The organism is Acinetobacter cumulans (genome assembly GCF_003024525.3).
Classification (GTDB): Bacteria; Pseudomonadota; Gammaproteobacteria; order Pseudomonadales; family Moraxellaceae; genus Acinetobacter; species Acinetobacter cumulans.
In genome coordinates, this window is sequence record NZ_CP035934.2 from 1,028,519 (window position 1) to 1,054,252 (window position 25,734).

General features: G+C 39.9%; 19 protein-coding genes and 1 tRNA gene. 10 read left to right on the top strand and 10 right to left on the bottom strand.

Annotation, left to right across the window (positions count from 1 at the left end; translation table 11 throughout):
* Positions 1-9 precede the first annotated feature (9 nt).
* A complete protein-coding gene (gene carA, locus C9E88_RS04830) occupies positions 10-1,152 on the bottom strand; it encodes a glutamine-hydrolyzing carbamoyl-phosphate synthase small subunit (protein WP_106984535.1) in 1,143 nt (380 codons plus the stop codon).
* A gap of 308 nt (positions 1,153-1,460) precedes the next feature.
* Here carA and C9E88_RS04835 point away from each other — a divergent pair, with 308 nt between their 5' ends.
* A complete protein-coding gene (locus tag C9E88_RS04835) occupies positions 1,461-1,940 on the top strand; it encodes a hypothetical protein (protein ID WP_106984536.1) in 480 nt (159 codons plus the stop codon).
* A 323-nt stretch (positions 1,941-2,263) separates the two neighbouring features.
* Here the strand turns inward: C9E88_RS04835 and C9E88_RS04840 are convergent, their stop codons facing one another.
* Positions 2,264-2,803 carry a DOMON-like domain-containing protein gene (locus C9E88_RS04840; protein WP_106984537.1) on the bottom strand — a complete coding sequence of 180 codons (540 nt, stop codon included), beginning with the start codon at positions 2,801-2,803 and terminating at the stop codon, positions 2,264-2,266.
* A 9-nt stretch (positions 2,804-2,812) separates the two neighbouring features.
* The gene (locus C9E88_RS04845; protein WP_106984538.1) at positions 2,813-3,136 is read right to left on the bottom strand and encodes a YhbY family RNA-binding protein; all 324 of its coding nucleotides are present in this window, start codon (positions 3,134-3,136) and stop codon (positions 2,813-2,815) included.
* Positions 3,137-3,330: 194 nt separating this feature from the next.
* On the opposite strand from C9E88_RS04845, the gene rlmE reads away from it, so the two are divergent.
* From rlmE to C9E88_RS04865, 4 genes are all read left to right on the top strand, one after another.
* The gene (rlmE, locus tag C9E88_RS04850) at positions 3,331-3,981 is read left to right on the top strand and encodes a 23S rRNA (uridine(2552)-2'-O)-methyltransferase RlmE (RefSeq protein WP_106984539.1); all 651 of its coding nucleotides are present in this window, start codon (positions 3,331-3,333) and stop codon (positions 3,979-3,981) included.
* 131 nt (positions 3,982-4,112) lie between these two features.
* Entirely contained in the window at positions 4,113-6,002 is a 1,890-nt protein-coding gene (gene ftsH / locus C9E88_RS04855; RefSeq protein WP_106984540.1) for an ATP-dependent zinc metalloprotease FtsH, read from the top strand.
* A 125-nt stretch (positions 6,003-6,127) separates the two neighbouring features.
* Positions 6,128-6,985 (top strand): dihydropteroate synthase, encoded by an 858-nt coding sequence (gene folP / locus C9E88_RS04860; protein ID WP_106984541.1) that lies wholly within the window; start codon positions 6,128-6,130, stop codon positions 6,983-6,985.
* 117 nt (positions 6,986-7,102) lie between these two features.
* Positions 7,103-7,417 (top strand): DUF5713 family protein, encoded by a 315-nt coding sequence (locus C9E88_RS04865; protein WP_106984542.1) that lies wholly within the window; start codon positions 7,103-7,105, stop codon positions 7,415-7,417.
* A 355-nt stretch (positions 7,418-7,772) separates the two neighbouring features.
* Here C9E88_RS04865 and C9E88_RS04870 read toward each other — a convergent pair.
* Positions 7,773-7,859: transfer RNA gene (locus C9E88_RS04870), tRNA-Leu, on the bottom strand.
* 200 nt (positions 7,860-8,059) lie between these two features.
* Here C9E88_RS04870 and C9E88_RS04875 point away from each other — a divergent pair.
* On the top strand, positions 8,060-9,838 hold the full coding sequence (locus C9E88_RS04875; RefSeq protein WP_106984543.1) for an alkaline phosphatase D family protein: 1,779 nt from the start codon (positions 8,060-8,062) through the stop codon (positions 9,836-9,838).
* 59 nt (positions 9,839-9,897) lie between these two features.
* Here C9E88_RS04875 and C9E88_RS04880 read toward each other — a convergent pair whose 3' ends face one another.
* Positions 9,898-10,632 (bottom strand): hypothetical protein, encoded by a 735-nt coding sequence (locus tag C9E88_RS04880; protein ID WP_106984544.1) that lies wholly within the window; start codon positions 10,630-10,632, stop codon positions 9,898-9,900.
* 179 nt (positions 10,633-10,811) lie between these two features.
* Here C9E88_RS04880 and C9E88_RS04885 point away from each other — a divergent pair, with 179 nt between their 5' ends.
* Positions 10,812-11,318, top strand: a complete 507-nt coding sequence (locus C9E88_RS04885; RefSeq protein WP_106984545.1) for a hypothetical protein — start codon at positions 10,812-10,814, stop codon at positions 11,316-11,318.
* Between the two features lie 82 nt (positions 11,319-11,400).
* Here the strand turns inward: C9E88_RS04885 and C9E88_RS04890 are convergent, their stop codons facing one another.
* From C9E88_RS04890 to C9E88_RS04900, 3 genes are all read right to left on the bottom strand, one after another.
* Positions 11,401-12,741 (bottom strand): CitMHS family transporter, encoded by a 1,341-nt coding sequence (locus tag C9E88_RS04890; protein WP_106984546.1) that lies wholly within the window; start codon positions 12,739-12,741, stop codon positions 11,401-11,403.
* A 662-nt stretch (positions 12,742-13,403) separates the two neighbouring features.
* Positions 13,404-14,729 carry a polyamine export protein PaeA gene (paeA, locus tag C9E88_RS04895; RefSeq protein ID WP_106984548.1) on the bottom strand — a complete coding sequence of 442 codons (1,326 nt, stop codon included), beginning with the start codon at positions 14,727-14,729 and terminating at the stop codon, positions 13,404-13,406.
* A gap of 126 nt (positions 14,730-14,855) precedes the next feature.
* Complete coding sequence (locus tag C9E88_RS04900) at positions 14,856-15,845, bottom strand: LysR family transcriptional regulator (RefSeq protein WP_106984549.1); 990 nt, start codon at positions 15,843-15,845, stop codon at positions 14,856-14,858.
* A 645-nt stretch (positions 15,846-16,490) separates the two neighbouring features.
* Here C9E88_RS04900 and C9E88_RS04905 point away from each other — a divergent pair.
* Positions 16,491-18,095 carry an isocitrate lyase gene (locus C9E88_RS04905; RefSeq protein WP_106984550.1) on the top strand — a complete coding sequence of 535 codons (1,605 nt, stop codon included), beginning with the start codon at positions 16,491-16,493 and terminating at the stop codon, positions 18,093-18,095.
* A gap of 154 nt (positions 18,096-18,249) precedes the next feature.
* On the opposite strand, the gene C9E88_RS04910 is transcribed toward C9E88_RS04905, so the two are convergent.
* Positions 18,250-18,633, bottom strand: coding sequence for a diacylglycerol kinase (locus C9E88_RS04910; RefSeq protein ID WP_106984551.1), 384 nt, complete (start codon positions 18,631-18,633; stop codon positions 18,250-18,252).
* 258 nt (positions 18,634-18,891) lie between these two features.
* Between C9E88_RS04910 and C9E88_RS17590 the strand changes: the two genes are divergently transcribed.
* Positions 18,892-20,649 carry an MBL fold metallo-hydrolase gene (locus C9E88_RS17590; RefSeq protein WP_167514208.1) on the top strand — a complete coding sequence of 586 codons (1,758 nt, stop codon included), beginning with the start codon at positions 18,892-18,894 and terminating at the stop codon, positions 20,647-20,649.
* Between the two features lie 89 nt (positions 20,650-20,738).
* Here C9E88_RS17590 and C9E88_RS04920 read toward each other — a convergent pair whose 3' ends face one another.
* Positions 20,739-23,840, bottom strand: coding sequence for a multidrug efflux RND transporter permease subunit (locus tag C9E88_RS04920; protein ID WP_106986438.1), 3,102 nt, complete (start codon positions 23,838-23,840; stop codon positions 20,739-20,741).
* 547 nt (positions 23,841-24,387) lie between these two features.
* Between C9E88_RS04920 and mgtE the strand changes: the two genes are divergently transcribed.
* A complete protein-coding gene (gene mgtE, locus C9E88_RS04925; RefSeq protein ID WP_227865867.1) occupies positions 24,388-25,728 on the top strand; it encodes a magnesium transporter in 1,341 nt (446 codons plus the stop codon).
* Positions 25,729-25,734: the final 6 nt, after the last annotated feature.

Here is a 25,734-nt window from a genome sequence, read left to right on the forward strand (position 1 = left end):
CTTCCTTAATTACTTCTTAGATGCTTCGATAAGTTCGATGAAATGATCGAACAATGGTGCGCAGTCATGTGGACCAGGGCTTGCTTCAGGGTGACCTTGGAAACTGAACGCAGGTTTGTCTGTACGATGAATCCCTTGAAGAGTTTGGTCGAACAGTGATTTGTGCGTAGCTTTAAGGTTTGCAGGAAGTGTTTCTGCATCCACTGCAAAGCCGTGGTTTTGCGAAGTAATCATCACTGTGCCAGTTTCAATGTTCTGTACAGGATGGTTGGCACCGTGGTGACCGTGAGGCATTTTCACAGTCTTAGCACCGCTTGCAAGTGCAAGAATTTGGTGACCCAAGCAAATACCAAATACAGGTACGTTGCGAGCGTCTTCTACAATTGTTTTTACAGCTTCAATTGCGTAGTCACATGCAGCTGGATCGCCGGGGCCGTTCGATAAGAACACGCCATCTGGATTCAACGCAAGTACGTCAGCAGCAGGAGTTTGCGCAGGCACGACAGTCAATTTACAACCGCGGTCTGCGAGCATACGCAAGATGTTGGTTTTGACACCGTAATCGTATGCAACAACATGGAATTTAAGTTCAGGCTGAGAAAAGCCTTTGCCAAGTGTCCAAGAGCCTTCAGACCATTCAAAGCCTTCAGGGTCGCAACATTCTTTTGCGAGGTCTAAACCATTTAAACCACCAAAAGCGCGTGCTTTTTCTAATGCTTGTTCTTCAGTGATATTTTCACCAGCAAGAATACAGCCGTTTTGCGCGCCTTTGTCACGTAAGATACGTGTTAATCGTCGGGTATCGATATCCGCAATGGCAACAACATTATGTTCTTTTAAGTATTCACCTAATGACTGCGTAGATCGGAAGTTGCTATGCAATAAAGGTAGGTCACGAATGATCAATCCGTTGGCCCATACTTTATGAATTCGACCTGACTCAGCGTCTTCATCATTACAACCTGTATTACCGATATGTGGGTAAGTTAGGGTTACAAGTTGTTGTGCATAACTTGGGTCAGTCAAAATTTCTTGATAGCCAGTCATGGCAGTGTTGAAAACGACTTCACCAGTCGTACTACCCGATGCACCAATAGAAGTACCTTTAAAGATAGTTCCGTCGGCAAGGGCTAAAATTGCTGGGGTGCTCAAACCAAAGCTCCTGAAATTTAGGCTGTAAAAAAGCGAGAAGACGAAAAAAAAGGAAGGTTACTTTAAAACCTACCCTCCCTATGTCTGCTCGCTTGAACTTAACACGGCATTATACGCAGGAACCCCTTGAAAGTCCATTCTAAAAGTCGTGAATATATGAGATAAAGCGCTTGCATTTCTTTAAAAAGTTTGTTTTTGCTGTTTGTCAAAAAATGTAAGCAATTAATTATTGTCTGACAAATCATAAATTAAAATTTATCAACAATCGCTAATATGTAGTTTCATGAATAACTATAGGTATAACAATCATGGCAACTCAAGAAAAAGCAAGTACAGAGAAAACGACCCTGAAGGCTATTGCAACAGAGGGTGCTGATAAGCTTGAAAAAGTGGCGAAAGAAGCAACTGAACAAGCTGTAGAGGCAGTTGTAGATAGTAAAGAAAAACTTCAGGAAGAAGCGAAAGTGCTGAATGCAAATGTGCAAGGTCAACTACAGCAATTGAAACAAGACATTTTGCAAAAAATTGAATTGTTAAAAAGTCATTTTGGTACATCGCAAAAAGATTTCACTGAGTTGAAAACATTTGTCAAAACTGAATTTAATGCTGTATTAGATGATTTATCTAAATTAGGTAAAGAATTGAAAGCAGATGTCTCTGAAATTTCAGGTAAGCACAAAGAGCAAATTACGGAAACGTTTAAGCGCTCAAAAGAGCATACGTTAGAAGCATGGAAAAAAGTGAATCCAGTTAAAGCAGATGCTCAAAATTCAACGTTAAAAAACTAAATATTTCAGCTGAAGTTCACTTGAAAGGGAAATTTACTGAGTAATGAATATACATAAGTAAACTCAAGTGGGTGTTTAGTATAAAAAATGGGTAGGGCAGGGACTGCCCATTTTTTTTGTCTTAATTTGGAGTTTTGAATTTAGCCTAGTTGTTGTGTTAGTTCTGAGTTTGGCTATGCGTGCAAAATTTAAGGTAAAACAAATAAAGAAATAAGTTGTCGTTGAATGACGATTAACATGAGTGAAGTATTTGTTATTAAAGCTAAGTTCTAGGCGAAAAAAATGAGGCTAATCGCCTCATTTTTTTGTGCTTTTGATGGACATCAAAATTGATGTAGCCAGTCGCGCTTGTTATGAAAATCTGCTTGTGGGCTACTATGTTGCATTGCGTAATACTGTTCACCTTGTGAGGTTTGGAGTACTGCGCTTAGACCAATATAAAGATCGCTCCACTTTAATTTATGAACCAGCATAAATTCGGTCAGATCAAGACTGACATTTAATCCGTAATGCGTGCGCTTTAATTGGTTCAGCTCAATATCATACGCTGCTTGCGGCGGCATATTTTCCGGATAGCGGTATTCTTCAAACTGATAGGCTTGCCATGCTTCGGAGGGAGAAAGATTGATTTCACGGTAATAGTCTTCACCGTGTACACCAATAAAAATCTCGAAGCAGGTCTGTTCCCATAGAAAGTCACGGCGCGGATTAGATACAGCAGCTTCTGGCCATTGGATCAGTTGATTGGGGTCACGTATCCAAAAACCTGTGTTTAAGGTAAACGGACTTTGTTGTTCAATTGCACCAACTACAGAAATCGCTTGAAACCGGCGATCAAAGGCACTGAGTTCGAAACTAGCCATACAGGGAGATTAGTTTGACAAATGTGCGTGACGAACAAGATTTGAAAGTTTTGGATTTTGCTTTGGTGCTTTTTTGTAAAGCAATGCAATTTTACCAATTGTTTGTACAACTTCAGCACCAGACACTGCCGCCACTTCAGCAATAAGCGCAGCACGTGCTTCGCGGTCTTCAGCTACAATTTTAACTTTAATCAGTTCGTGGTCGTTAAGCGCGCGGTTTAATTCTTCAGTTACGCCTTCAGATAAGCCTTTGTCGCCAAGCATTACAACAGGATTTAATGCATGACCAATTTGACGTAAGCGTTTACGTTCTTGAATAGATAAAGCCGCCATAAGTATAACCTAAATTTTAAAACGGCTTAGTATAACAAAAGTGAGATTGAAACGCTGTAAATTCTATGCAATTTATCGATGTAATTTATTGGAAAAACATGTGTTGGATAATGATTTATATACACATGCATACTGCAAAAAGTGTGTTTTTCACGTACAATAAAATATTAGAAGTTATTTTTATTTAGAGAGTTATGGCGACGCGCATTACCAACCAAAAGTTATCTAAAAGTAGTCGTGATTGGATGCGAGAGCATTTAGATGATCCTTTTGTGAAAAAAGCACAAAAGGAAGGCTATCGTGCTCGTGCAGCTTACAAGCTTCTAGAAATGCAAGAAAAATATAAGCTTATTAAGCCGGGCATGGTCGTTGTAGACTTGGGTGCTGCACCAGGCAGTTGGTCGCAAATTGCGGGTAAATTGGTTGGTGAAAAAGGCTTAGTTATTGCTTCTGATATTTTGGAAATGGATGCATTGCCCGATGTTACTTTCTTGCAAGGTGACTTCCGTGAGCAAGAAGTGTTCGATAAATTGTTAAATATTTTAAATGGACGCAAAGTTGACGTTGTAATTTCTGATATGGCCCCCAATACATCAGGTAATAAGGCCGTAGATCAGCCACGTCAAATTTATCTTTGTGAGCTTGCGCTTGATTTTGCGAACAAAGTACTTGGTCCAAATGGTCAATTTGTTGTTAAGGTTTTCCAAGGCACAGGTTTTGATGAGTTTCGTAAGCAGATCGTAGACAGTTTTGATGTATTAAAAACTGCTAAACCTGCTGCATCGCGTGCTCGATCTAAAGAAGTATTTTTAGTCGGGCAGGGGCGTAAGAAAGCTTTGAAATAAAGTTTACTTGCCAATGCGTTAAAAATTGTGCATTTTGTACGGTTTACATTATTGCTTGCTGATCTGCAGCGTTAAATTAGGGTCACCCAGTATTGGGCATGATCAAATTAGATTGAAATGGGAATAAAGCTTTGAGCGATCTTTTTAAGAATGCCGTGTTGTGGCTTGTCATACTGGGTGTGCTGGTGCTTATCTTCAGCAACGTCAGTGACCGCAATCAGCCGACAGCGCTGAATTATTCAGAGTTTGTTGCAGCGGTGAATGCTGGTCAAATTAAACGCGTCACTATTGATGGTGAAAGAATCCGTGGTGAAAAATCAAACGGTTCTGAGTTTGAAAGCATTCGCCCAGCGGTTCAAGATCCTGAACTGATGCCGAATTTGATTAAAAATAACGTTGTTGTTGAAGGTACTGCACCTCAGCGTCAAGGTTTATTGATGCAACTTTTAATTGCAAGCTTCCCAGTATTGTTAATCATTTTGTTATTCATGTTCTTTATGCGGAATATGGGTGGCGGTGCTGGTGGCAAAAATGGTCCGATGAGCTTTGGTAAGTCTAAGGCCAAAATGCTGACAGAAGATCAAATTAAAGTAACATTTACCGATGTTGCTGGCTGTGATGAAGCGAAGCAAGAAGTTGTTGAAATTGTTGATTTCTTAAAAGATCCTGCAAAATTTAAACGCTTAGGTGCAACAATTCCTAAAGGCGTGTTGATGGTTGGTCCTCCGGGTACAGGTAAAACTTTACTTGCGAAAGCCATTGCGGGTGAAGCCAAAGTTCCATTCTTTAGTATTTCTGGTTCTGACTTTGTTGAAATGTTCGTGGGTGTGGGTGCGTCTCGTGTACGTGACATGTTCGAACAAGCAAAACGCCATGCACCATGTATCATCTTCATCGATGAGATTGATGCAGTAGGTCGTCATCGTGGTTCGGGTACAGGTGGTGGTCACGATGAGCGTGAACAAACACTGAACCAAATGTTGGTAGAAATGGACGGCTTTGAAGGTAATGAAGGTATTATCGTGATTGCTGCCACTAACCGTGCAGACGTTCTCGATAAAGCTTTACTTCGTCCAGGTCGTTTTGACCGTCAAGTGATGGTGGGCTTACCAGACATTAAAGGCCGTGAACAAATTTTAAATGTTCACTTGAAGAAATTGCCATCAACAACTGGCGTTGACGTTAAAGTATTAGCTCGTGGTACACCAGGATTCTCTGGTGCGCAATTGGCGAACCTTGTAAACGAAGCTGCATTATTTGCTGCTCGTCGTAATAAAAACACTGTCGATATGCATGATTTTGAAGATGCAAAAGACAAGCTTTATATGGGCCCTGAGCGTAAATCGATGGTACTTCGTGAAGAAGAGCGTCGTGCAACGGCTTATCATGAAGCAGGCCATGCAATTGTTGCGGAAATTTTACCTGGCACTGACCCTGTACATAAAGTAACGATCATGCCACGTGGTTGGGCATTGGGTGTGACTTGGCAGTTGCCAGAGCATGACCAAACGAGCCATTACAAAGACAAAATGTTGAATGAACTTTCTATTTTGTTTGGTGGTCGTATTGCGGAAGAAGTGTTCATTAATCAAATGTCGACTGGTGCTTCAAATGACTTTGAACGTGCAACTAAAATGGCACGTGCAATGGTAACGAAGTACGGTATGTCTGATAAATTAGGCGTTATGGTTTACGAAGATGATTCTCAACAGTCGTTTATGGGAAGCATTGGTAGCCGTACGATTTCTGAAGCAACGCAACAACAAGTAGATGCTGAAGTTCGTCGTATTATTGATGAGCAGTACCGTGTAGCTCGCGATATTCTTGAAAACAACATGGATATTGCACATGCAATGGTGAAAGCATTGCTTGAGTGGGAAACCATTGATCGCGAACAAATTCGTGACATTATGGAAGGTCGTGAGCCTCAACCACCTAAAGTATATGTAGCAGAAAATCCTGTGATTGATGTTACGCCTACAGATGGTCCAGCTACGCCACCGCCGTTACCTGCAAATTAATGCATTAACTGCGTAAGTTTAAAAAAGAGTCTCAATGAGGCTCTTTTTTGTTTTTGGGTTAGCACAATTGCGCCTTCACATACACAAAATTGATAACATAGTTAGATTCATGTAGGAGATGTTGTATGCGCTTAATGCCTTTACCAAATAAAATCTTAAAGTGTGGCAAATTGACATTAGATCTGTCGACCCCACATGTGATGGGGATTTTAAATGTGACACCAGATTCATTTAGTGATGGCGGGCAACACAATGGTAAAGATGAAGCGGTAGCACGTGCAAAGCAAATGATTGCCGAAGGGGCAACAGTCATTGATGTAGGGGGCGAATCAACCCGACCAGGTGCATCTGTAGTTGCTATCGAAGAAGAAATCCGACGCGTGGTACCAGTAGTAGAAGAATTAGCAAAATTAGGTGTGGTGATCTCAATTGATACCTCTTCACCAGAAGTGATATCTGCAGCTGTAAATGCTGGAGCACATATTTGGAATGATGTACGTGCCTTAACTCGTCCACAAGCATTAGAAACTGCAGCTCGCTTAGACATACCCGTGATTATTATGCACATGCGTGGTGAACCAACCACGATGAATCATTTGGATCAATATAATGATGTGACTACGGATGTCATGGCGGAAATCTTACAGCGAGTACAAGATGCTCTAGATGCAGGTGTAAAAGCTGAAAATATCATGATTGATCCAGGCTTTGGTTTTGCTAAAAATGCCCAGCAGAATTTAAAATTATTAAAAGAGTTATATCAGCTGAATGTACTGGGTTATCCAATTTTGTCAGCGTTGTCGCGTAAACGTTTTATTGGTGAAGCTGTGGGGGCTGTGGATGCAAAAGACCGTGCAGTTGGATCTGTAGCAGCACATTTGATGAGTATTCAGCAGGGTGCTTGTATGGTGCGCGCGCACGATGTAAAAGCCACTAAAGATGCAATTTTAGTGTGGAATGCTATGCGTTCGGCCGAAGACTAAACATAACATGACACAGGAGGTAAATCTTGTGGTATGAAATTTTAAGCGGTTTCATTTGGCGAAATTTAATCAATATGGTATATAAGCTCGCTTAATGTGTTTGTATTGAGAACCTGTATGTTTGCAGATCTTCTTCTCCCGATGTTTGACGATGATTATTACCCAGATATCTTGGTTGCTGAAGTTAAACAATTGATTGTCCTGTTTGCTAAAAAAGTCGCTAAAGCGAATCTTTCTGAAACTGATATTTATCAATTTGCCAATGAAACAATTTCACTGGTGAATAAGATGAAACCTCAGTTTGAAGATTTGGACTCTTCACTTGATGATACGGCTGCTGATTATATTGCTGAAGCAATGATGATGGCCGTACAAGAGGAAGGGTATATGGATATTGAAATGGAAGAGTTGGTTGCAAATAGAGAGTGGTAAGCCACTCTCTTGTTGTATCTGGCTATTGGATTTTTTAGTGATTGAGTCTTAGGAGTCGCTTAGTAAATTAATCAGTGGTTGGTTGAGGTGAGACGTTCAGAAATCTTTCTGCAATTTTAAGTACTGATAAGTTGTAGCGAACATTTTTATTTCAGTATATACACGTAAATCTAGCTAAAAATTTTATGTCCCAGCATGATTTTTATTAACTGTAATTTATCTGACTTAAGCTTAGAGCTGGGTGCGAATTTCGAGCTTTATTTTTTGATGAGATATTTTTATTAAATTTTAGACATAAAAAAACCAGCTTAAAGCTGGGTTCTTTATTTGTACCATCGTTTCTATAGGAGAAGGATGGTGCCCGAGGCCAGACTCGAACTGGCACGACTTGAAGGTCGGGGGATTTTAAATCCCCTGTGTCTACCGATTTCACCACTCGGGCATGAGCGCAATAATAGAGGAGCAAATGTAACTTGGCAAGCATAAATAACATTAATTGCTTTATTTTCAAGCAAAACATGAGTTTATGTCTAAAAAAAATCCAAAAATAGCCATTAAGTATGAAAATTAATCAAATATTCATGTGTTTGAGATGAAATTGAAATACGGATTTCTTATTTTGCTTAAAAAAAGGAAATCTTTATGAAACCAATTTTAAATCGACGTGAATTGATTCAGCGTGCATTGGCTGGAGTGAGTGCGGTGTCATTGCCTATTGGTTTAACCGCCTGTGGCAGTGATGATGCATCGGACGCATCTAATACAATTGCATTACAATTTTTGCATGGGGTTGCAAGTGGGGATCCGCTCCAAGATAGAGTCATCCTTTGGACGCGGGTAACGGTCGCTGATGTAAATTTACGTTTGGAACTAGATTGGGAAATTGCCACAGACTCCGAATTTAAAAATATACAAAATCGTGGTAAGGCCCAAACCAGTAGTGCAGATGACTTTACCGTGAAAGTAGATGCCGATAAATTAAAAGCCAATCAAAATTATTATTATCGTTTTAAATTTGGTGCTGTCATTTCAGCTGTGGGGCGTACCAAGACTTTAGCTGAGCCGTCTACAGCGCTCGAGCAGGTCCGTTTTGCTGTGTGCTCGTGCTCAAATTATCCAGCGGGTTATTTTCATGTGTATAAAGAAATGGCCACGCTTGATGTCGATGCAGTTTTGCATTTAGGTGATTATATTTATGAATATGGCCAAGGTGGCTATGCGACAGAAGATGCTAAAGCCCTAGGTCGTGAGTTTGCATCTGACAATAGTCAAGAAATTCTCAACCTCAACGACTACCGTAAACGCTATGCTTTGTATCGTTTAGATCCAGATTTACAAGCTTTACATCAGCGCCATCCTTTTGTTGTTATTTGGGACGATCATGAGCTAAGTAACGATACATGGTTAGATGGTGCAGAAAACCATCAAGCCAATGAAGGCAGTTTTGCCGAACGAAAGGCAGCGGCTTTGCAAGCCTATTTTGAATGGATGCCAATTCGAGCTAAAAGCGCTGAAGATCATTTACATATTTACCGTCAGTTTAATTATGGCAATTTAGTGCAACTAAATATGCTAGATACACGCATACTAGCGCGTAGCGAACAGCTTGATTATGCAAACTATATGACAGCAGTAGGTGGCTTAGAGAGTGCAAAATTTACATCTGATTTGTATAACAGTTCTCGTACTTTAATGGGTGCTGAACAATTCGCATGGTTAAACACGTCGCTTGCTAATTCTCAAGCAAAATGGAATGTACTGGGCCAGCAGGTTTTAATGGCTAAAATGCTGATACCCGCAGAAGTATTAACTATTTTAGCAAAAGTGCAAAGTGGTACGGCTGGTGCTACAGAGCTCGCAGCAATCAAGCAGATGATTACAGAATTATCTGCAATTAAAATCCAGTATTTAACAGATCCATCTAAATTGACAACACAGCAATTGACACGGATTCAAACGGTATTGCCTTATAATTTAGATGCTTGGGATGGCTATGCATATGAGCGTGAAGCATTGTATGGCATGTTACAAAAGCTGAAAAAGCAAGTGGTGGTATTGGCTGGCGATACACACAATGCTTGGTATTCGACCTTGTATGCACAAAATGGCCAGAAAGCAGGTCTAGAGTTGGCAACCAGTTCTGTGTCATCTCCAGGGATGGAAAAATATTTGCAAATTAGCCCAACAGATTTACACAGCTTTGAGCAAGCTTTTGCTTTATTGATTGATGAATTGCAATATTGTAATTTGAGTCAACGTGGTTATTTACTTGTAGAGTTTAAGCAAACAGCTGTAAATGCAAATTGGGTTTTTGTTGATACGGTAAAAAATAAAAACTACCAAATAGACTCAACAACTGCGAAAGCTGTATCTTTCGACTCAAACTTCAAAACTGTTGTGACGGTTGCAAAGAGTGCTTAGACAGTTGTAAAGAGCACTTAGATGTTAAAACTAAAAACTGGGCATGTTGCCCAGTTTTTTTATTTGCTCATTTCTTCTAAATAAGCATCGATATCAATATGTTTAATGCTTTTACATAGTTTATGTTCAAAATGTAGGGTTTCTAAATGTAAGTCCTGCATTTGTTTGAGTTGTTGTGTAAGGGTAGTGTACTGAGCAGATTGGCTTTTGCAAAAGCGCAAACGGAGTTTGGTTTTTAATATCTGCTTATAGGTCCAATAATTGACGCGACGTATTTCTTGTAAGCAAAAATAACCAGTAGTTTCACAATCTGAACGAAATAAATTTTCTTTGTAAAATTTAACAAAGCCAAAGCTTAGCGCAAAGAAAAACAGCAAAGCTTGTAAAAAAGAACTTTCGATATAAGCAATATTGATAGCTTGTATAATAATCAGCACAGTGAGCTTAATGGGGGTATGGCGCACTTGCTTATACAATGAAATTGAGCTGTGCTTCATTTGCTTAATAATCAGTGGGCATATCAGCATAAAAAAAAGCATGATCGCAAGTACAGCAAGGCCTTCAGCGCGAAACTCACTCCAATTGGGTAATGTCTTTTGCAAAAAATCTCCGAGTACCATGCTACTCGAAACAAAAATCATAGCTGCCAATAACCATGGCAAAAGCTCTTTGATTTCATCAATTAAGCCTTTGGTTTTAATGAGGCTATAAAATAGAAAATTACGCTTAAAGGCTGCAGGATACTGTGATTTTAATTGTTCTAGATACTGTAAAGCCTGTGGAATTTTAAGCATGGAAAGAATAAACGATTTAAAGACGCTTCAATATAAAACAATTTTTACACGGATGAGCAATTTTTTATTCGCCAATTGAATGATCTAGGCTAAAAAGCAAAACACAATGAAAGATATTTCCCTTTTTATAAGCTGAATATGAGAAAATACTGCTTTAAGAATTTTTGTAAAGGCAGTGTATGGCTGGTCAATCTCCTGAATCTTTAAGCGATATCGAAATTTTAGATATTTTAACATCGATGAAAAGTGATGTTTTAAATACTGAGGCTGCGCAAATTATCCGTAATGGGGGTAAAGCAGGCCGTCAAGAATCGCATAAGCAGGCATTGGTCGCACTCAACCAGTCTTTTGAAGATAAATTTGTTGAAGCGGTAACTTTGGCTTTAAATCTTAATGAAGCACAAAGTAAAAAAATTCGTTATAAAAAAGACCGTATCCGTATTTTAAAAGTGCGTGGTATTGATTATATGGCTGTAGATGGTGCTGAAACAGCTCAGGTGTTGTCACAAGTTGCTCAAGCTATTCTGCGTGAAGACGCAACAGTAACGCATGATTTGCATAATATTTTCCCATTCTGGAAAGAAGGCTGGCCAATGGTTCAGTTTGATAATGCCTATGCTATTTTAGAAGATGATATTTCAATTCATTATCAAGCACTTTTGGATGCGTTAATCAGTAAACACTGATATGTATGTAGCCACAAAAAAAAGCGCCTTTTGGCGCTTTTTTTTGTGGTTATTTTTGAATAATGTACAGAATATATCGCGTTTAGCTAATGGATGAATAAAACGGGAACATGCCAAAAACTAAGCCAGATACCAGCATAACCAAACAAGTGATAATAGCCCAAAGAATCGTAAAGCGTTGATGTTGACCAAATTCAATCCCTGCTAAGCCACAGAGTAAATAAGTTGAAGGAACCAGTGGCGAAAGTAGGTGTACGGGTTGCCCGACAATGGATGCACGTGCCATTTCGACAGGTTCAATACCATAGTGCATGGCAGCATCAGATAAAATTGGTAGTACCCCATAATAAAATGCATCATTCGACATAAAAAAGGTCATAGGCATACTAATGACCGCTGTAATAGGTGCTAAGTAGGGGCCCATGCTGGTTGGAATAATGGCGACCAATTCTTTAGACATTGCTTCGACCATACCTGTACCAGCCAAAATACCGGTAAAAATGCCTGCAGCAAAAATAATCCCTACGACATTGAGCGCACTTCCTGCATGGTGTGCGACCAATTGTTTTTGCATGTCAATTTGGCGGTAATTAACTACCAGTGCAATACATAATGCCACCATAAATAAAATAGGCATAGGTAGTACATTCATGACTAAACAAACCATGAGTGCAACAGTAAGCAAGCCATTAAACCAACGTAGATGTGCACGATTTGCTTCGGGATTTGTCGAAATTTGGATATTGTCGCCATGGCTAATATCGAGTTCTATAACGCCTAAGCGTTTACGTTCCATACGGCCATACATATAACCTAAGAAATACACCCAAGCTATTGCAAACAGCATGGGTAAAACCATCGGAATGAAGACATCGCTAGGATCAACATGTAAAGCACTGGTTGCACGTGCGGTAGGACCACCCCACGGTGTTAAGTTCATAATGCCACTCGAGAGCATCATCAGGCAGGCCATAATTAGTGGGCTCATATCGAGACGACGATACAAGGGAAGCATGGCTGCCACACAAATCATATAAGTTGTTGAGCCATCACCATCTAGCGACACAATAATAGTAAGGGTAATAGTGCCTAAGACGACTTTAAGTGGATCACCTTTAACCAAACGTAAAATAAACTTAACTGAGGGATCAAATAATCCTGTATCAATCATAATGGCAAAATACAGAATCGCGAATAACAGCATAATCCCCGTTGGCGCTAATTTTTTAACGCCTTCAAGCATCATTTCGCCAATTTCATGAATTTGAATATGAGCAAGGCTGTCGAAATAAAAACCCATTAACCATGCAAGAAGTGCAAACAATAGGGGAATTAGGGTGAGTGCGACGAGTGGACTCATTCGGCGAGACATAATCAAATACATAAAGCAGATGATCATGCCAAGGCCAAGTAGCGTTAACATGGTTTTTCAATCCTTTGAGTTTTTATTCATGAGGGCTTTCAAAGCGCTCATGGAGGATATAAAAAAAACAACAGGGGCAAAACTATGTAATTAAAATGTGAATTTCATCATTATTTTTTGAAAAAATAAAATCAATAAAACAAAAGCTTAGTTGATTGAAAAATCATGTGATTGAGGCTGTGGAATTTTATAATGTAAGTCATTGTAATTTAAATAAACACAACCATAAGTGCTTTGATGTAGTTTGGTAACTAAGATGGATGATGTTGTGGCTACATAAAGCATCTTAATGGCTAATCATGCAGCCAAAAACGAAAGATAAAGCGAATAGGAAACATAAACAGACGCCACCAAAAGATGAGTGGATCAAAGAGCATTGAATCCCAGCCCATTTGCATCGTTTGGTCGTAATTTCTGCGCTTTCGACTGTTATGACTTGGAACGACTAACCAAGAACAAATAAATAGGATTACCGCAAAAATTAAATATAAGGGTTGGGGCTGAACCGCAAAAAAGCGGTAAATTAAATACACTGCAGAATAAAAACTAAAGCAGGCGATTAAAGCATGTATCGACATGAGGTAAATCCGTTATTTTTTATTGTTTTGTCTTTTGTGGTTGAAGTTGTAGGGCACGCTTGTGCCCTACATTCAATCATTTATTTAACTTGTTGCTTCTTCAGGTGGTACTTCGGATTGCTCTAATAAGCGCGTTACCAGTAATTGGTCAATTTTAAAATGATCGACATCGACCACTTCGAATTTATAACCACCATAAATGACTGCATCAGCAGGGCGTGGAATTTTGCGAAGCTTATACATCATAAAGCCCGCTAAGGTTTCATAATTGTCTGTATCTGGCATTTCATCAATCGCTAGCGCATGCATCATGTCTTCGATTGGTGTGCTACCTTCAATCAGCCATGAATTATTATCACGTTTAATAATTTGCTGATCTTCCTCAATTGGCGTAACCCAATCACCCATTACCGTAATCATGATATCTGACAAGGTAATTACACCAACGACCAGCGCATATTCATTAATAACGACCGCAAATTTCTCTTTGGTGGAACGGAAACGGTCGAGTAATTCAGACAGTGTGAGCGTATCTGGAATGGTGAGTACATTACGAATGGTATTTTCGTTTAATTGTAAAAGGGATTGATTATTGAGGATACGAACCAAAATATCTTTGGCATCAACATAACCAATCACATCGTCAATATTTTCACTGCAGACTAAAAATTTAGAATAAGGATATTCTGCCAGCTTTTGACGAATACTCGATTCAGATTCCTTGAGGGTAAAATACACCACGTTTTCACGGGTCGTCATACTTGAAGGGACGTTACGTTCTTCGAGTTCAAATACATTTTCAATGAAATGATGTTCTTGTTTTTGCAGAACGCCAGCTTGTGCGCCAGCATCCATCACTGCTGAAATATCATCAAAGGTAATATTGTCGTCGCGGGTGGTGTTCACTTTAAATAAGCGGAACAGCATATTGGCAATGGCATTGATAAACCATGCCAATGGTCTGCAGACCACAATGAAGACTTGAATCGGGTTAATCACAGAAACCGCGATTTTTTCAGGTGCAATCATTGCCAAACGTTTTGGCATGAGGTCTGCAAATAAAATAAATAAAGAAGTAACTAATGTGAAAGACAAGGCAAAGCTAATACTTTCCGTCCACGGGCCATGATAAAAGCGTGCAACCATGTCATAGAAATAAGGGCGAAATGCACCTTCACCCAAAATACCGCCGAGAATTGCGACTGCATTTAGGCCAATTTGCGAGGCAGCAAAGAAATCTGCTGAATTTTCTTGTAAATCGAGCACTTTCTGAGCACGCTCATCGCCCGATTCTGCCAAGATTTTTAATTTAACTTTACGTGCACCGGCAAGGGCGATTTCAGTTAAAGATAAAAAACCAGCTCCCGCAATAAGGATGACGATGATTAGGATGTTTTGGAAGAGGCTCACTGAGGCACCTGTGGATCATCATTATTTTGAATATTTTTAACATAAAAAAACTCAAGGAGATCAGTTTAATGATTTCCTCGAGTTCTAGTATAAGCTTAAAAAAGAAGAATTTAAGAAAATTTATGTTTAATAATGAGAAAATTGAGAGTTATTCATTAAAAATTCACGGTTTTCTTCTTCAATCATTTGGCGTGCAACATACAAAATAAGCTGACGTAACCAGCGATGTGCAGGGTGATGATGTAATAAAGGACACCAAGCCATTTTTAATTCAAATTCTGGAATATAAAATGGTGGGTCTTTAATCAGTAAGTTTTGGCTTTTTGCTTGAAGGCGCGCAATACGTGTCGGTAGGGTCGCAACTAAATCAACATTGGAAGCCAATAGCCCAGGCATTTGATAATGACGTGTAAATACAGAAATTTTACGCTTTTGACCAATACGTTCTAAGGCTTGGTCAATCCAACCTAAGCCTGCTTGCTTTTCTGGATTGACACCAAAGCCAACGCCCATACCTGTTTTAGATACCCAGATATGTTGAGCATCTAAATAGCTTTTTAAATTGAGGTTGTTTGCAGCAGGGTGTTTACCATTGAGTAAGCAAGAAAAGCTGTCACGCCAAACTAAAACTTGGTGAAAACTTTGCGGTATTTCATTAAAACGGTTAATTGCAAGATCGACCTTACCTTGTTCCATATCACGATAAGACACATCACTTGGTGTTAAAAAGTCGAGTACGACATTTGGTGCTTCTGAGCGGAGTGCTTTGACTAAGCGAGGTACTAAAGTCGCTTCGGCATAGTCAGAAGTCATAATGCGAAAAACGCGATTCGATGTATAAGGTCGGAATTCAGTACGTGGTTCCAAAATCATCGAGAGATCAGAAAGCGCATCGCGAATACGCGGTTGTAATTCTAAGGCGCGTTCTGTCGGGGTCATACCTTCAGAAGAACGAATCAAAAGCGGATCATTAAATAAATTACGTAGACGACGTAAAATATTACTCATTGCAGGTTGGGTTACGCCTAATTGTTCTGCAGCACGCGTTACATTTTTTTCACGAAGTAGCACGTCAAGGTAAATGAGTAGATTAAGATCGACACGCTCCAGATTCATAAAATAAATACCGAAAATAAAATCATGAAATTATTTTGATTATGCCATAAGCCATCCGCCTTGTGTAATAAACTGATGAAAAAAAAGACGTCCAATTGCAGGCTAAAAAATACAGTTAGCCTAATAAATTCAACTGTTCCGCGAGGGCATGAGCGCTACATAGCGTCTTAAAGAAGATAAAAATTCGCATTCACATGTGAATATGAACAGGAATATTTAATACTTATTTTTACTGATGAAATTAGCATTTAAAAGCTAAAAACAAACCGCTCAGTTAAGTTAAAAAGTGTTGTGATTTTGATCAAATTTGCCAATTTTTAGTAAAAAATCACACTTTTAAAGCCTTTCAAGACTTAAGTCTAATGAATAAAAAGAAAACAACTTGGGTGAAAAGTAAACTAAAAATAAATTATATAAATTATTTAAAAATAATAACTTATATAATTTTGGTTAAAATATATTTAGACTTTGATCTACCCATTTTTTAAATAAATATCGAAAATTAATACAGAATATTGGATTAATTTTATTGGCCAATCTAATCTAAGTTCATCGAAACGAAGCGCTCTAAATCTGAACAATAAATTGAGGGTATGATTTTAGCCATTCGTTTGGGAAATCCTAATATTATTACAGGAAAATATCATGACTACATATTTATCAGCGATTGATGCAATCCGCGAATTAAAAGCAAAATTCGGTGCAACATGGCGCGACATCAGCCCAGAAGATGCTGCACGCATGCAACTGCAAAACCGTTTCAAAACTGGTTTAGACATCGCGAAATACACAGCTGCAATTATGCGTCGTGATATGGCTGCATACGATGCAGACTCTAGCAAATACACTCAATCACTAGGTTGCTGGCACGGTTTCATCGCACAGCAAAAAATGATTGCGAACAAAAAATACTTCGGTACTACAGAACGTCGCTATATCTACCTTTCTGGTTGGATGGTTGCTGCGCTTCGTTCAGAATTCGGTCCACTTCCTGACCAATCTATGCACGAAAAAACTTCAGTACCTGCATTGATCGAAGAAATCTACACTTTCCTTCGTCAAGCTGACGCTAAAGAATTAAACGACTTGTTCCGTGCGCTTAAAAAAGCAAACGAAGCTGGTGATACTGCTAAAGCTGCTGAAATCACTGCTCAAATCGACGGTTTCCAAACTCACGTTGTGCCAATTATTGCGGACATCGACGCAGGTTTCGGTAACGAAGAAGCAACTTACTTACTAGCTAAGAAAATGATCGAAGCGGGTGCTTGTGCACTTCAAATCGAAAACCAAGTATCTGATGCTAAACAATGTGGTCACCAAGCTGGTAAAGTAACAGTTCCACACGAAGACTTCATCGCGAAAATCCACGCTCTTCGCTATGCATTCTTAGAAATGGGTCTTGACGACGGTATCATCGTTGCTCGTACTGACTCTGAAGGCGCTGACTTGACTCAAAAAATCCCAGTGGTTAAAGAGCCAGGCGACATCGCTTCTCAATACATCAGCTACTTAGATACTACTGAAATCGACATTTCAGAAGCTCAAGAAGACGAAATCCTAATCAAGCGTAACGGTAAACTTCACCGTCCAAAACGTCTTGCTTCTGGCTTGTACCAATTCCGTCCAGACACGCAAATCGACCGCGTTGTACTTGACTGTGTATCTAGCCTTCAAAACGGTGCGGACCTTCTTTGGATCGAAACTGCGACTCCAAACGTTGAAGAAATCGCTCACATGGTTAACCGTGTTAAAGAAACAGTTCCAAATGCTAAGCTTGTTTACAACAACTCGCCTTCATTCAACTGGACTTTAAACTTCCGTCAACAAGCTTACGACCGTTGGGTTGCTGAAGGTAAAGACGTTTCTGCTTACGACCGCGCTAAACTAATGAGCGCTGAGTACGATGCGACTGAATTAGCTGCTGATGCTGACGAAAAAGTACGTACATTCCAAGCAGATGCTTCTCGTGAAGCTGGTGTGTTCCATCACTTGATCACACTTCCGACTTACCACACAGCTGCTCTTTCTACTCACGAGCTTGCTCAAGGTTACTTCGGTTCTGAAGGTATGTTGGCTTATGTTGCTGGCGTACAGCGTAAAGAAATCCGTGGCGGTATCGCTTGTGTTAAACACCAAGCAATGGCTGGTTCGGACATCGGTGATGACCACAAAGAGATCTTCTCTGGTGACAACGCTCTTAAAGCACACGATGATGCTAAAAACACAATGAACCAATTCGCTGCTCACTAAGCACTGAACTGATTCGAAAAACCCAGCATAAGCTGGGTTTTTTTATTCCTATTACTTAGTTATTTAAGTCAAAAATATATACATAAAAAAAGCAGGCTTTGGCCCGCTTTTTATTGATTATTCGCATTAGTCTTGCACTATATTTATAGAGTATTTAGCTTTGATTTGGCCAAAGAATAATGAGCCAAGTAAAGAAAATAATGGCTAATGCGACAAATTGTGCAGCACTGCCCATATCTTTGGCATTTTTAGAAAGGGGGTGTTTATCTAAAGAAACCCGATCTACAACAGCTTCAATTGCAGAGTTAAATAACTCAACAATAAGTGCAAACAAGCAGACCGCAATCATCAGGGCATGTTCTGCACGACTCACCTGAAGAAAACAGCTGATTGGAATAAGGATCGCATTTATCAACACGATTTGTCGAAATGCGGCTTCATTTTGAAATGCGGCTTTAAAACCAGCGATAGAATATTGAGTTGCGTTTAAAATACGCTTAACGCCAGTTTTGCCTTTGTATGGGGAATAGCTACTCATGTGTCATGGTGAAAGTTTTATATTTCATTCATTTTATGAGGCATAACTTAAATGTGACTGAAAATTGAGTAAGACAATTACACTAAAACACATGCTTTTAGCAGTAAATTTAAAATTTAATGTGATTAAAGTCAGTTTAAGACTTAAAAAATGCATAAAAATCAGGCAAAATTGCCGCACAAAATTCCTATAACGACATTGAATAATAAGATTACTACTTCAGTTTAGATTGAGGTAGCGTTTTGATAAGGCAGTACCATGAAAAATAATATATTCCTCATCCTATTGGCTTGTTTGACTTTTCAGGCCAATGCCACCGAAGTGCAACCTACAACAGCGACAGTCGTCAATGAAGCACTGACTGAGCAAGGTTATTTTGCATTTAACTTTGGTGAATATAAAGTGATTGCGCTACGTGATGGCTCGATTGATCTAAAAGGAAGTTTGTTTAATAAAAATCTGAGCCCAGAAGAGGTACAACAAGTTTTTGCAAAAGCCAACTTGTCTCAATCCCAGTATTTGCCTACCAGTGTCAATGCGTTTTTAATTGATGATCGTCACGGTAATTTAACCCTTGTAGATAATGGTGCAGGGAGTTGTATGGGCGATAAACTCGGTGCGATGGCCACGAATATTCAGGCAGCAGGTTATAAACTATCGCATATTAATAGCATAATGCTGACGCATTTACATTTAGATCATGTATGTGGTTTGACGCAAAATAATGTCGCTGTTTTTCCACTCGCGACGGTATATGTGAGTGAGCCCGAGCTTGCTTTTTGGTCGGCAGAGCAAGTTCCGCAAAGTGTTGCAGAAGACAAGCGAGCAAATTATCAAGCTACAGCAGCGCAAATTAAGGCGGTATTGGCACCTTATCAGTTGTCTAAAAGTTTAAGGACATTTAAAGCAGGTTCAGATATTAATGGCATAGAGGTTATACAAAGCGCTGGACATACACCTGGGCATTATTCTTATTTGTTAAAGAGCCAAAATAAGGCATTGGTCTTTGTTGGTGATATTGTCCATTCGCATACTTTACAGTTTATTGAACCTAAACTTTCGGTTGATTTTGATACTGATCCTGTACAGGCCAGTCACACACGTGAATCATTATTTGCACAGTATGCACAGGCTCATACTTGGATTGCTGCACCGCATTTGCCTTTTCCTGGGGTGGGTGAAATTGTAGAACTTAGTACTGGTCATTATGAGTGGAAGCCTTTAGGCTCACCTGCAACACCTGCAACACCTGCAACACCTGCAACACCTGCAACACCTGCAACACCTGCAACACCTGCAACACCTGCAACACCTGCAACACCTGCAACACCTGCAACACCTGCAACACCTGCAACACCTGCAACACCTGCAACACCTGCAACACCTGCAACACCTGCAACACCTGCAACACCTGCAACACCTGCAACACCTGCAACACCTGCAACACCTGCAACACCTGCAACACCTGCAACACCTGCAACACCTGCAACACCTGCAACACCTGCAACACCTGCAACACCTGCAACACCTGCAACACCTGCAACACCTGCAACACCTGCAACACCTGCAACACCTGCAACACCTGCAACACCTGCAACACCTGCAACACCTGCAACACCTGCAACACCTGCAACACCTGCAACACCTGCAACACCTGCAACACCTGCAACACCTGCAACACCTGCAACACCTGCAACACCTGCAACACCTGCAACACCTGCAACACCTGCAACACCTGTGCAACCGACTGAAGCTACCGTACAAGCAGTGGCTGCAACCCCAGTAGTAACAGCAGTGAATATGCAAGAACCTGAGCAAGTCGTACAAGCAACATCTACAGTGAAAGCCCAAGAAGGCAATACTGATCATCCAGCAGCACAGCATTTGAGTGAACCGCATGCTGAAACGCCTCAAGTGAAAGTAGTGACAGCCGACATACAAACAAGAGTGGAGCCTATCGTTGAGCATGTTGTTGAAGTGGCGCAGAATACGACATCTACAGTACAGCCCAAATGATGTCATTGAAGATCATCTTGTCTAAACTGTAGGTTGATCGGTAGCACATAAGAAAAGACGCATTTTGCGTCTTTTTTATGTTAGAAACTTTATTTTGTTGGGCTGGCTTTGGGTTTAAACCATGTGCGGATCATCACGAAGGCAAAAGGAATAAAAATGAGAACCAAGACCGTACCAAAAATCACTCCACCAAATACACCCAGGCCGATTTCTTGACGGCTGACTGCGCCAGCACCTTGTGCAAATATCAGCGGAATAACACCAGCACCAAAGGCCAATGATGTCATTAGAATAGGACGAAAACGTAATGAAGCTGCTTCTATAGCTGCATTAATCACATGTTTGCCTTCGCGCTGTGCCATTGCAGCAAACTCAATAATTAAGATGGCATTTTTACACGATAAACCAATGGTTGTGAGCAGTGCGATTTGGAAATAAATATCATTTGGGAAACCGCCCAAGAATGAAAAGATCACACAGCCTCCAATCCCTAAAGGAATTGCAATCATGACTGCAGCAGGAATGGACCAACTTTCATATAAAGCCGCTAAACATAGAAAAATAAATCCGATAGAAACTGCATATAAAAACAGTGCTTGATTACTGGTTTTTTGTTCCTCAAAAGACAGTCCGCTCCAAGCTAAATCAATATCTTTGGCTTGATCTACCAAGCTTGCGACTTGTTGCATTGCTTGGCCTGAGCTAACAGCTGCAGTTTTGTCTGCATTAACTTCAAGTGCACTATAACCATTAAAGCGGTTGACCAATTCTGGACCACCAGACCAATTAATGGTTGAGAAGCTCGCAAAGGGTACCATTTCATTTTGATTGTTGCGTACAGACCAGTATTGTAAATCTTCTGGTGTAGCTCGGAAGGGCGCATCACTTTGCATCATGACGCGTTTAATTCGGCCTCTATCAATAAAGTCATTGATATATTTACCACCCAATGCAGCTGATAATGTACTGTTGATGTCAGCCATCGCGAGGCCAGAAGACATGGCCGCTTTAGGGTCGATATTAACCTCTAATTTGGCTTTGTCTGGCGCAGCTTTTTTATCAAGATTTTCAAAACCTGAGTATTGCGCAGAATCTTGCTTTAATTGCGTGAATTGCTGATTTAAAAATTGACGACCTTGACCATTAATATCACGAATCCAAAAACTTAGGCTGTCGGTATCTCCTAAGCCAATGACAACTGGCGGTGCAGTAATGTTAATTTTGGCATTGGCATGACTACGGAAATAAGCATTCGCACGCTCACGTATAGCATTGGCATTATTTTTTTGCCCACTACGTTCATCCCACGGCTTGAGCTTAATAAAGCCTTGGGCCATGTGTTGACCTGTACCCGTACGGTTGCTGCCATAGCGGAGCATAACCAGATCAACATTATTTTTTTCATGTTCTAAGAAATAATCACGAACCGATTCACCCACTTTCATGGTCTGTGACATTGGTGCATTGTCTTGTAAGGTAATTTGTACACTTAAACGACCTTGGTCTTCATTGGGTAAGAAGCTGGTTGGTAAGGCACGATAAAACAGTGCAAACACAAGAATAAGTGCAGCAATGATTACAAAGCTCACCCATTTAAAATCAATAATGGTATGGCTAAGTTTTACATATTGATGTTTTATAGCTTCAAGCAAGCGGTTAAATCGCGTCGCCCAAGTAAATGGTTGTGTCGTTGGTTTTAAAATAAGTGCACACAATGCAGGTGTAAGTACTAACGCGACTGCAAGTGAGATCGACATGGCAGTAATTAAGGTCAGTGCAAACTGACGATAAATGACCCCAGTAGAACCACCAAAAAATGCCATTGGAATAAATACAGCAGTGAGCACCAAGGTAATACCCACCAGTGCGCCACTAATTTCATGCATAGAAGCTAAAGACGCTTGTTTGGCATCTAAATGTTGTTCGTGCATCAGCCGTTCAACATTTTCAACCACCACAATGGCATCGTCCACCAGTAGGCCAATGGCCAGTACAAGTGCAAATAAGGTGAGGGTATTAATACTCAAACCTAAAAGCAGGAGTACACCCATTGTGCCTAAAAGTACGACAGGAACAGTAATGGCAGGAATTAAAGTTGCACGCCAGCTTTGCAAAAACAGGAACATGACGACAATAACCAAAAGAATGGCTTCAAATAATGTTTTGACCACTTCTTTAATGGATTCACGGACAAATGGTGTGTTGTCGCTTGGATAAACCAGTTTATAGCCATTTGGTAAAGACTTAGACAAACGGTCGACGGTGTCTTGAATACGTTTTGCAGTTTGAATGGCATTAGCACCAGAGGCTAAAGAAATAGCCATACCTGCAGAAGGATAACCATTAATGCTGTTGTAAGATTGGTAATTTTCTGCACCTAACTCTACTCGTGCAACATCTTTTAAATAGACAAAACTACCATCAACATTGGCTTTTAAAATAATATTTTGAAATTCTTCAGGCGTTTTTAAACGAGAGCCCGAACTGACTTTGGCATTTAAATATTGTTCTTGTGCGCTAGGAAGTTCACCAATACCACCAGCAGCCACTTGCGTATTCTGTGCTTCAACTGCTTTTTGAATATCACTTGGGATGAGGTTGTATTTTTTGAGTTGATTTGGATTTAACCATATCCGCATGGCAAACTTTGAACCAAATACGTCAACTTCACCAACGCCTTCAACGCGTCCTAATTCGCTCTCTAAATGCGTCAATAAATAATCAGACAGTTCAATATTGCTGCTTTTATGTTGCTCATCATATAGGCCAATCACCATATAGGTATCACCTAAAGACTTGAGGACTCTAACCCCTTGGCGTTGGACATCATCTGGTAAGCGACTTAATACACTATTAATAGAGTTTTGTACTTGAACTTGCGCTGTATCTGGATCAGTACCATTTTCAAAACTAATATTAATGCGGCTACGGCCATTGGCATCACTGCTGGAGCTAAAATACAGTAAATGATCCAGCCCTGTAATTTGCTGCTCTAATATTTGGGTGATGCTTTCTTCTACAGTTTGCGCATCTGCACCTGAATAGGTTGCGCTAATGGAAATACGCGGTGGCGCGATATCTGGATAACGCTCTACAGGTAAATTTAATAATGCAAATACACCAGCAACCATCACAAAAATGGCCAGTACAAAAGCAAAAATAGGGCGCTGGATAAAATATTTAGAGAGCATAATTTAATTACTTTCCATTGCGCTGAAAAGTTCCATTTATAGGTTAAGCTACGAGCGCCAACGCTTTAAATCAGCCAAAATAGACTGAGCATAAACACAGAAATTACTTTGTACTTATATACTAAAAACATGAATAAAAAATGTAGCTCATGCAACAAGTCTAAAAAATAAATACAACTTGATTGACTGCATGCCTTTGCAAGCGTGCCTATATGTTACAAATGTAAACTGAAGCCATGATTGGATTTAAGGAAAATATAGATTATCTCTAAATAAAGCACTTCATTATGCTTAGTGATTAAATTGCGCATAATTTAAAAATATTTTTACTTTGGCTGGGTCTTATGGTTTTTGCGTGTGTAGAGTGCTCTGCAGTTTGAGGTTCTATCTCCAATCAGTACAAGCGTTTTAAACCCATTGAGAATATTTATTTATTGTACTTTTGGGCTTTTATAAGCCGACTTGAGGGCATAATGAGTATAAAGAATGTAGTAAAAATTTATAAAAAATGAAGATGACATGAATGCATAAATAAGTGGAGGCGATGATGGTTGAAAGAGAAAACTTAGTTGAGCAAATAAAAATCGCAATCCAGTCCCAACAATATGAACAGGCTAATCATTTATTACAATATTTAAATGTAGCCGATATTGCACTGGTACTACAGCAATTTAAGCCAAGCACTCAGGTGCAGTTATTGCATTTATTGGGAAATAAGGCTGATGTATTTTCATTTTATAGCCCAGCCGAGCGCGTTAAATTAGCTGAGCAACTGAATATTGCAGATTTGGTTGAAATAATTGAGCAAATGCATTCAGACGATAGTGCAGATTTGGTCAAGGCATTATCGCCCATCGTACAAAAGCAATTATATACCCGACTCAGTTTAAATAAGCGACTACAAATTCGTTCCTTAGCAGCATATCAGGAAGAATCCGCTGGCGCGATTATGAGTTTGGATGTCGCGACTTTGCCTGCGGAAATTACTATTCAGCAGGCGATAGAACAACTCAGACAAGATACGTCTAATCCAGATACCTTGTACCAAATTTATATCGTGAATGAACACAAACAACTGAAAGGCGTGATTTCATTACGAGAAATGATTTTAGCCAATCCTGAGGACATCATTGCCGATGTAATGCATAAAGAAGTAATTTATGCACATGTGGATGATGACCAAGAAAGCGTTGCTAAAAAGCTTAGTTATTATGATTTTATTGCTTTGCCAATTGTGAATGATCAAATGCAATTACTGGGTATTGTGACCTATGACGATGCTTTGGATGTGGTCAGTGAAGAAGCCACTGAAGATTTTTTAAAAGCGGGTGCGGTCAATGCCAATAGCAAACTGAGTTTAAAAACAGCGCCAATCTTTCAGCTCTATCAAAAGCGGGTATTTTGGCTGGTGTTTTTAGTATTTGGCAGTTTGCTATCGGGATTTGGAATTGCACACTTTGAAGATATTATTGCCACAAATTTAGTATTGGTGTTCTTCTTACCTTTATTGGTTGGCAGTGGCGGAAATGCAGGATCACAATCTGCAACTTTAATGGTGCGTGCCTTGGCAACAGGGGATGTGCATTTTAAAGACTGGTTTTATCTGATTGGCCGTGAAAGTTTGGTGGCATTATGTCTTGGCGCCACGATGGCAATTGCCGTCTCTGCATTGGGCTATTACCGTGGTGATGAAATGGTCGCTTTGGTGTTGGCACTCAGTATGATGGCAATTGTGATGTTGGGTTGTTTGATTGGTATGAGTCTGCCATTTATATTAAACCGCATGGGGCTAGACCCAGCCAGTGCATCTGCACCCTTAGTGACTTCTATTTGTGACGCCTCTGGTGTATTGGTGTATTTATTTATTGCCTCTCAGCTATTACTTTAAGTAAGT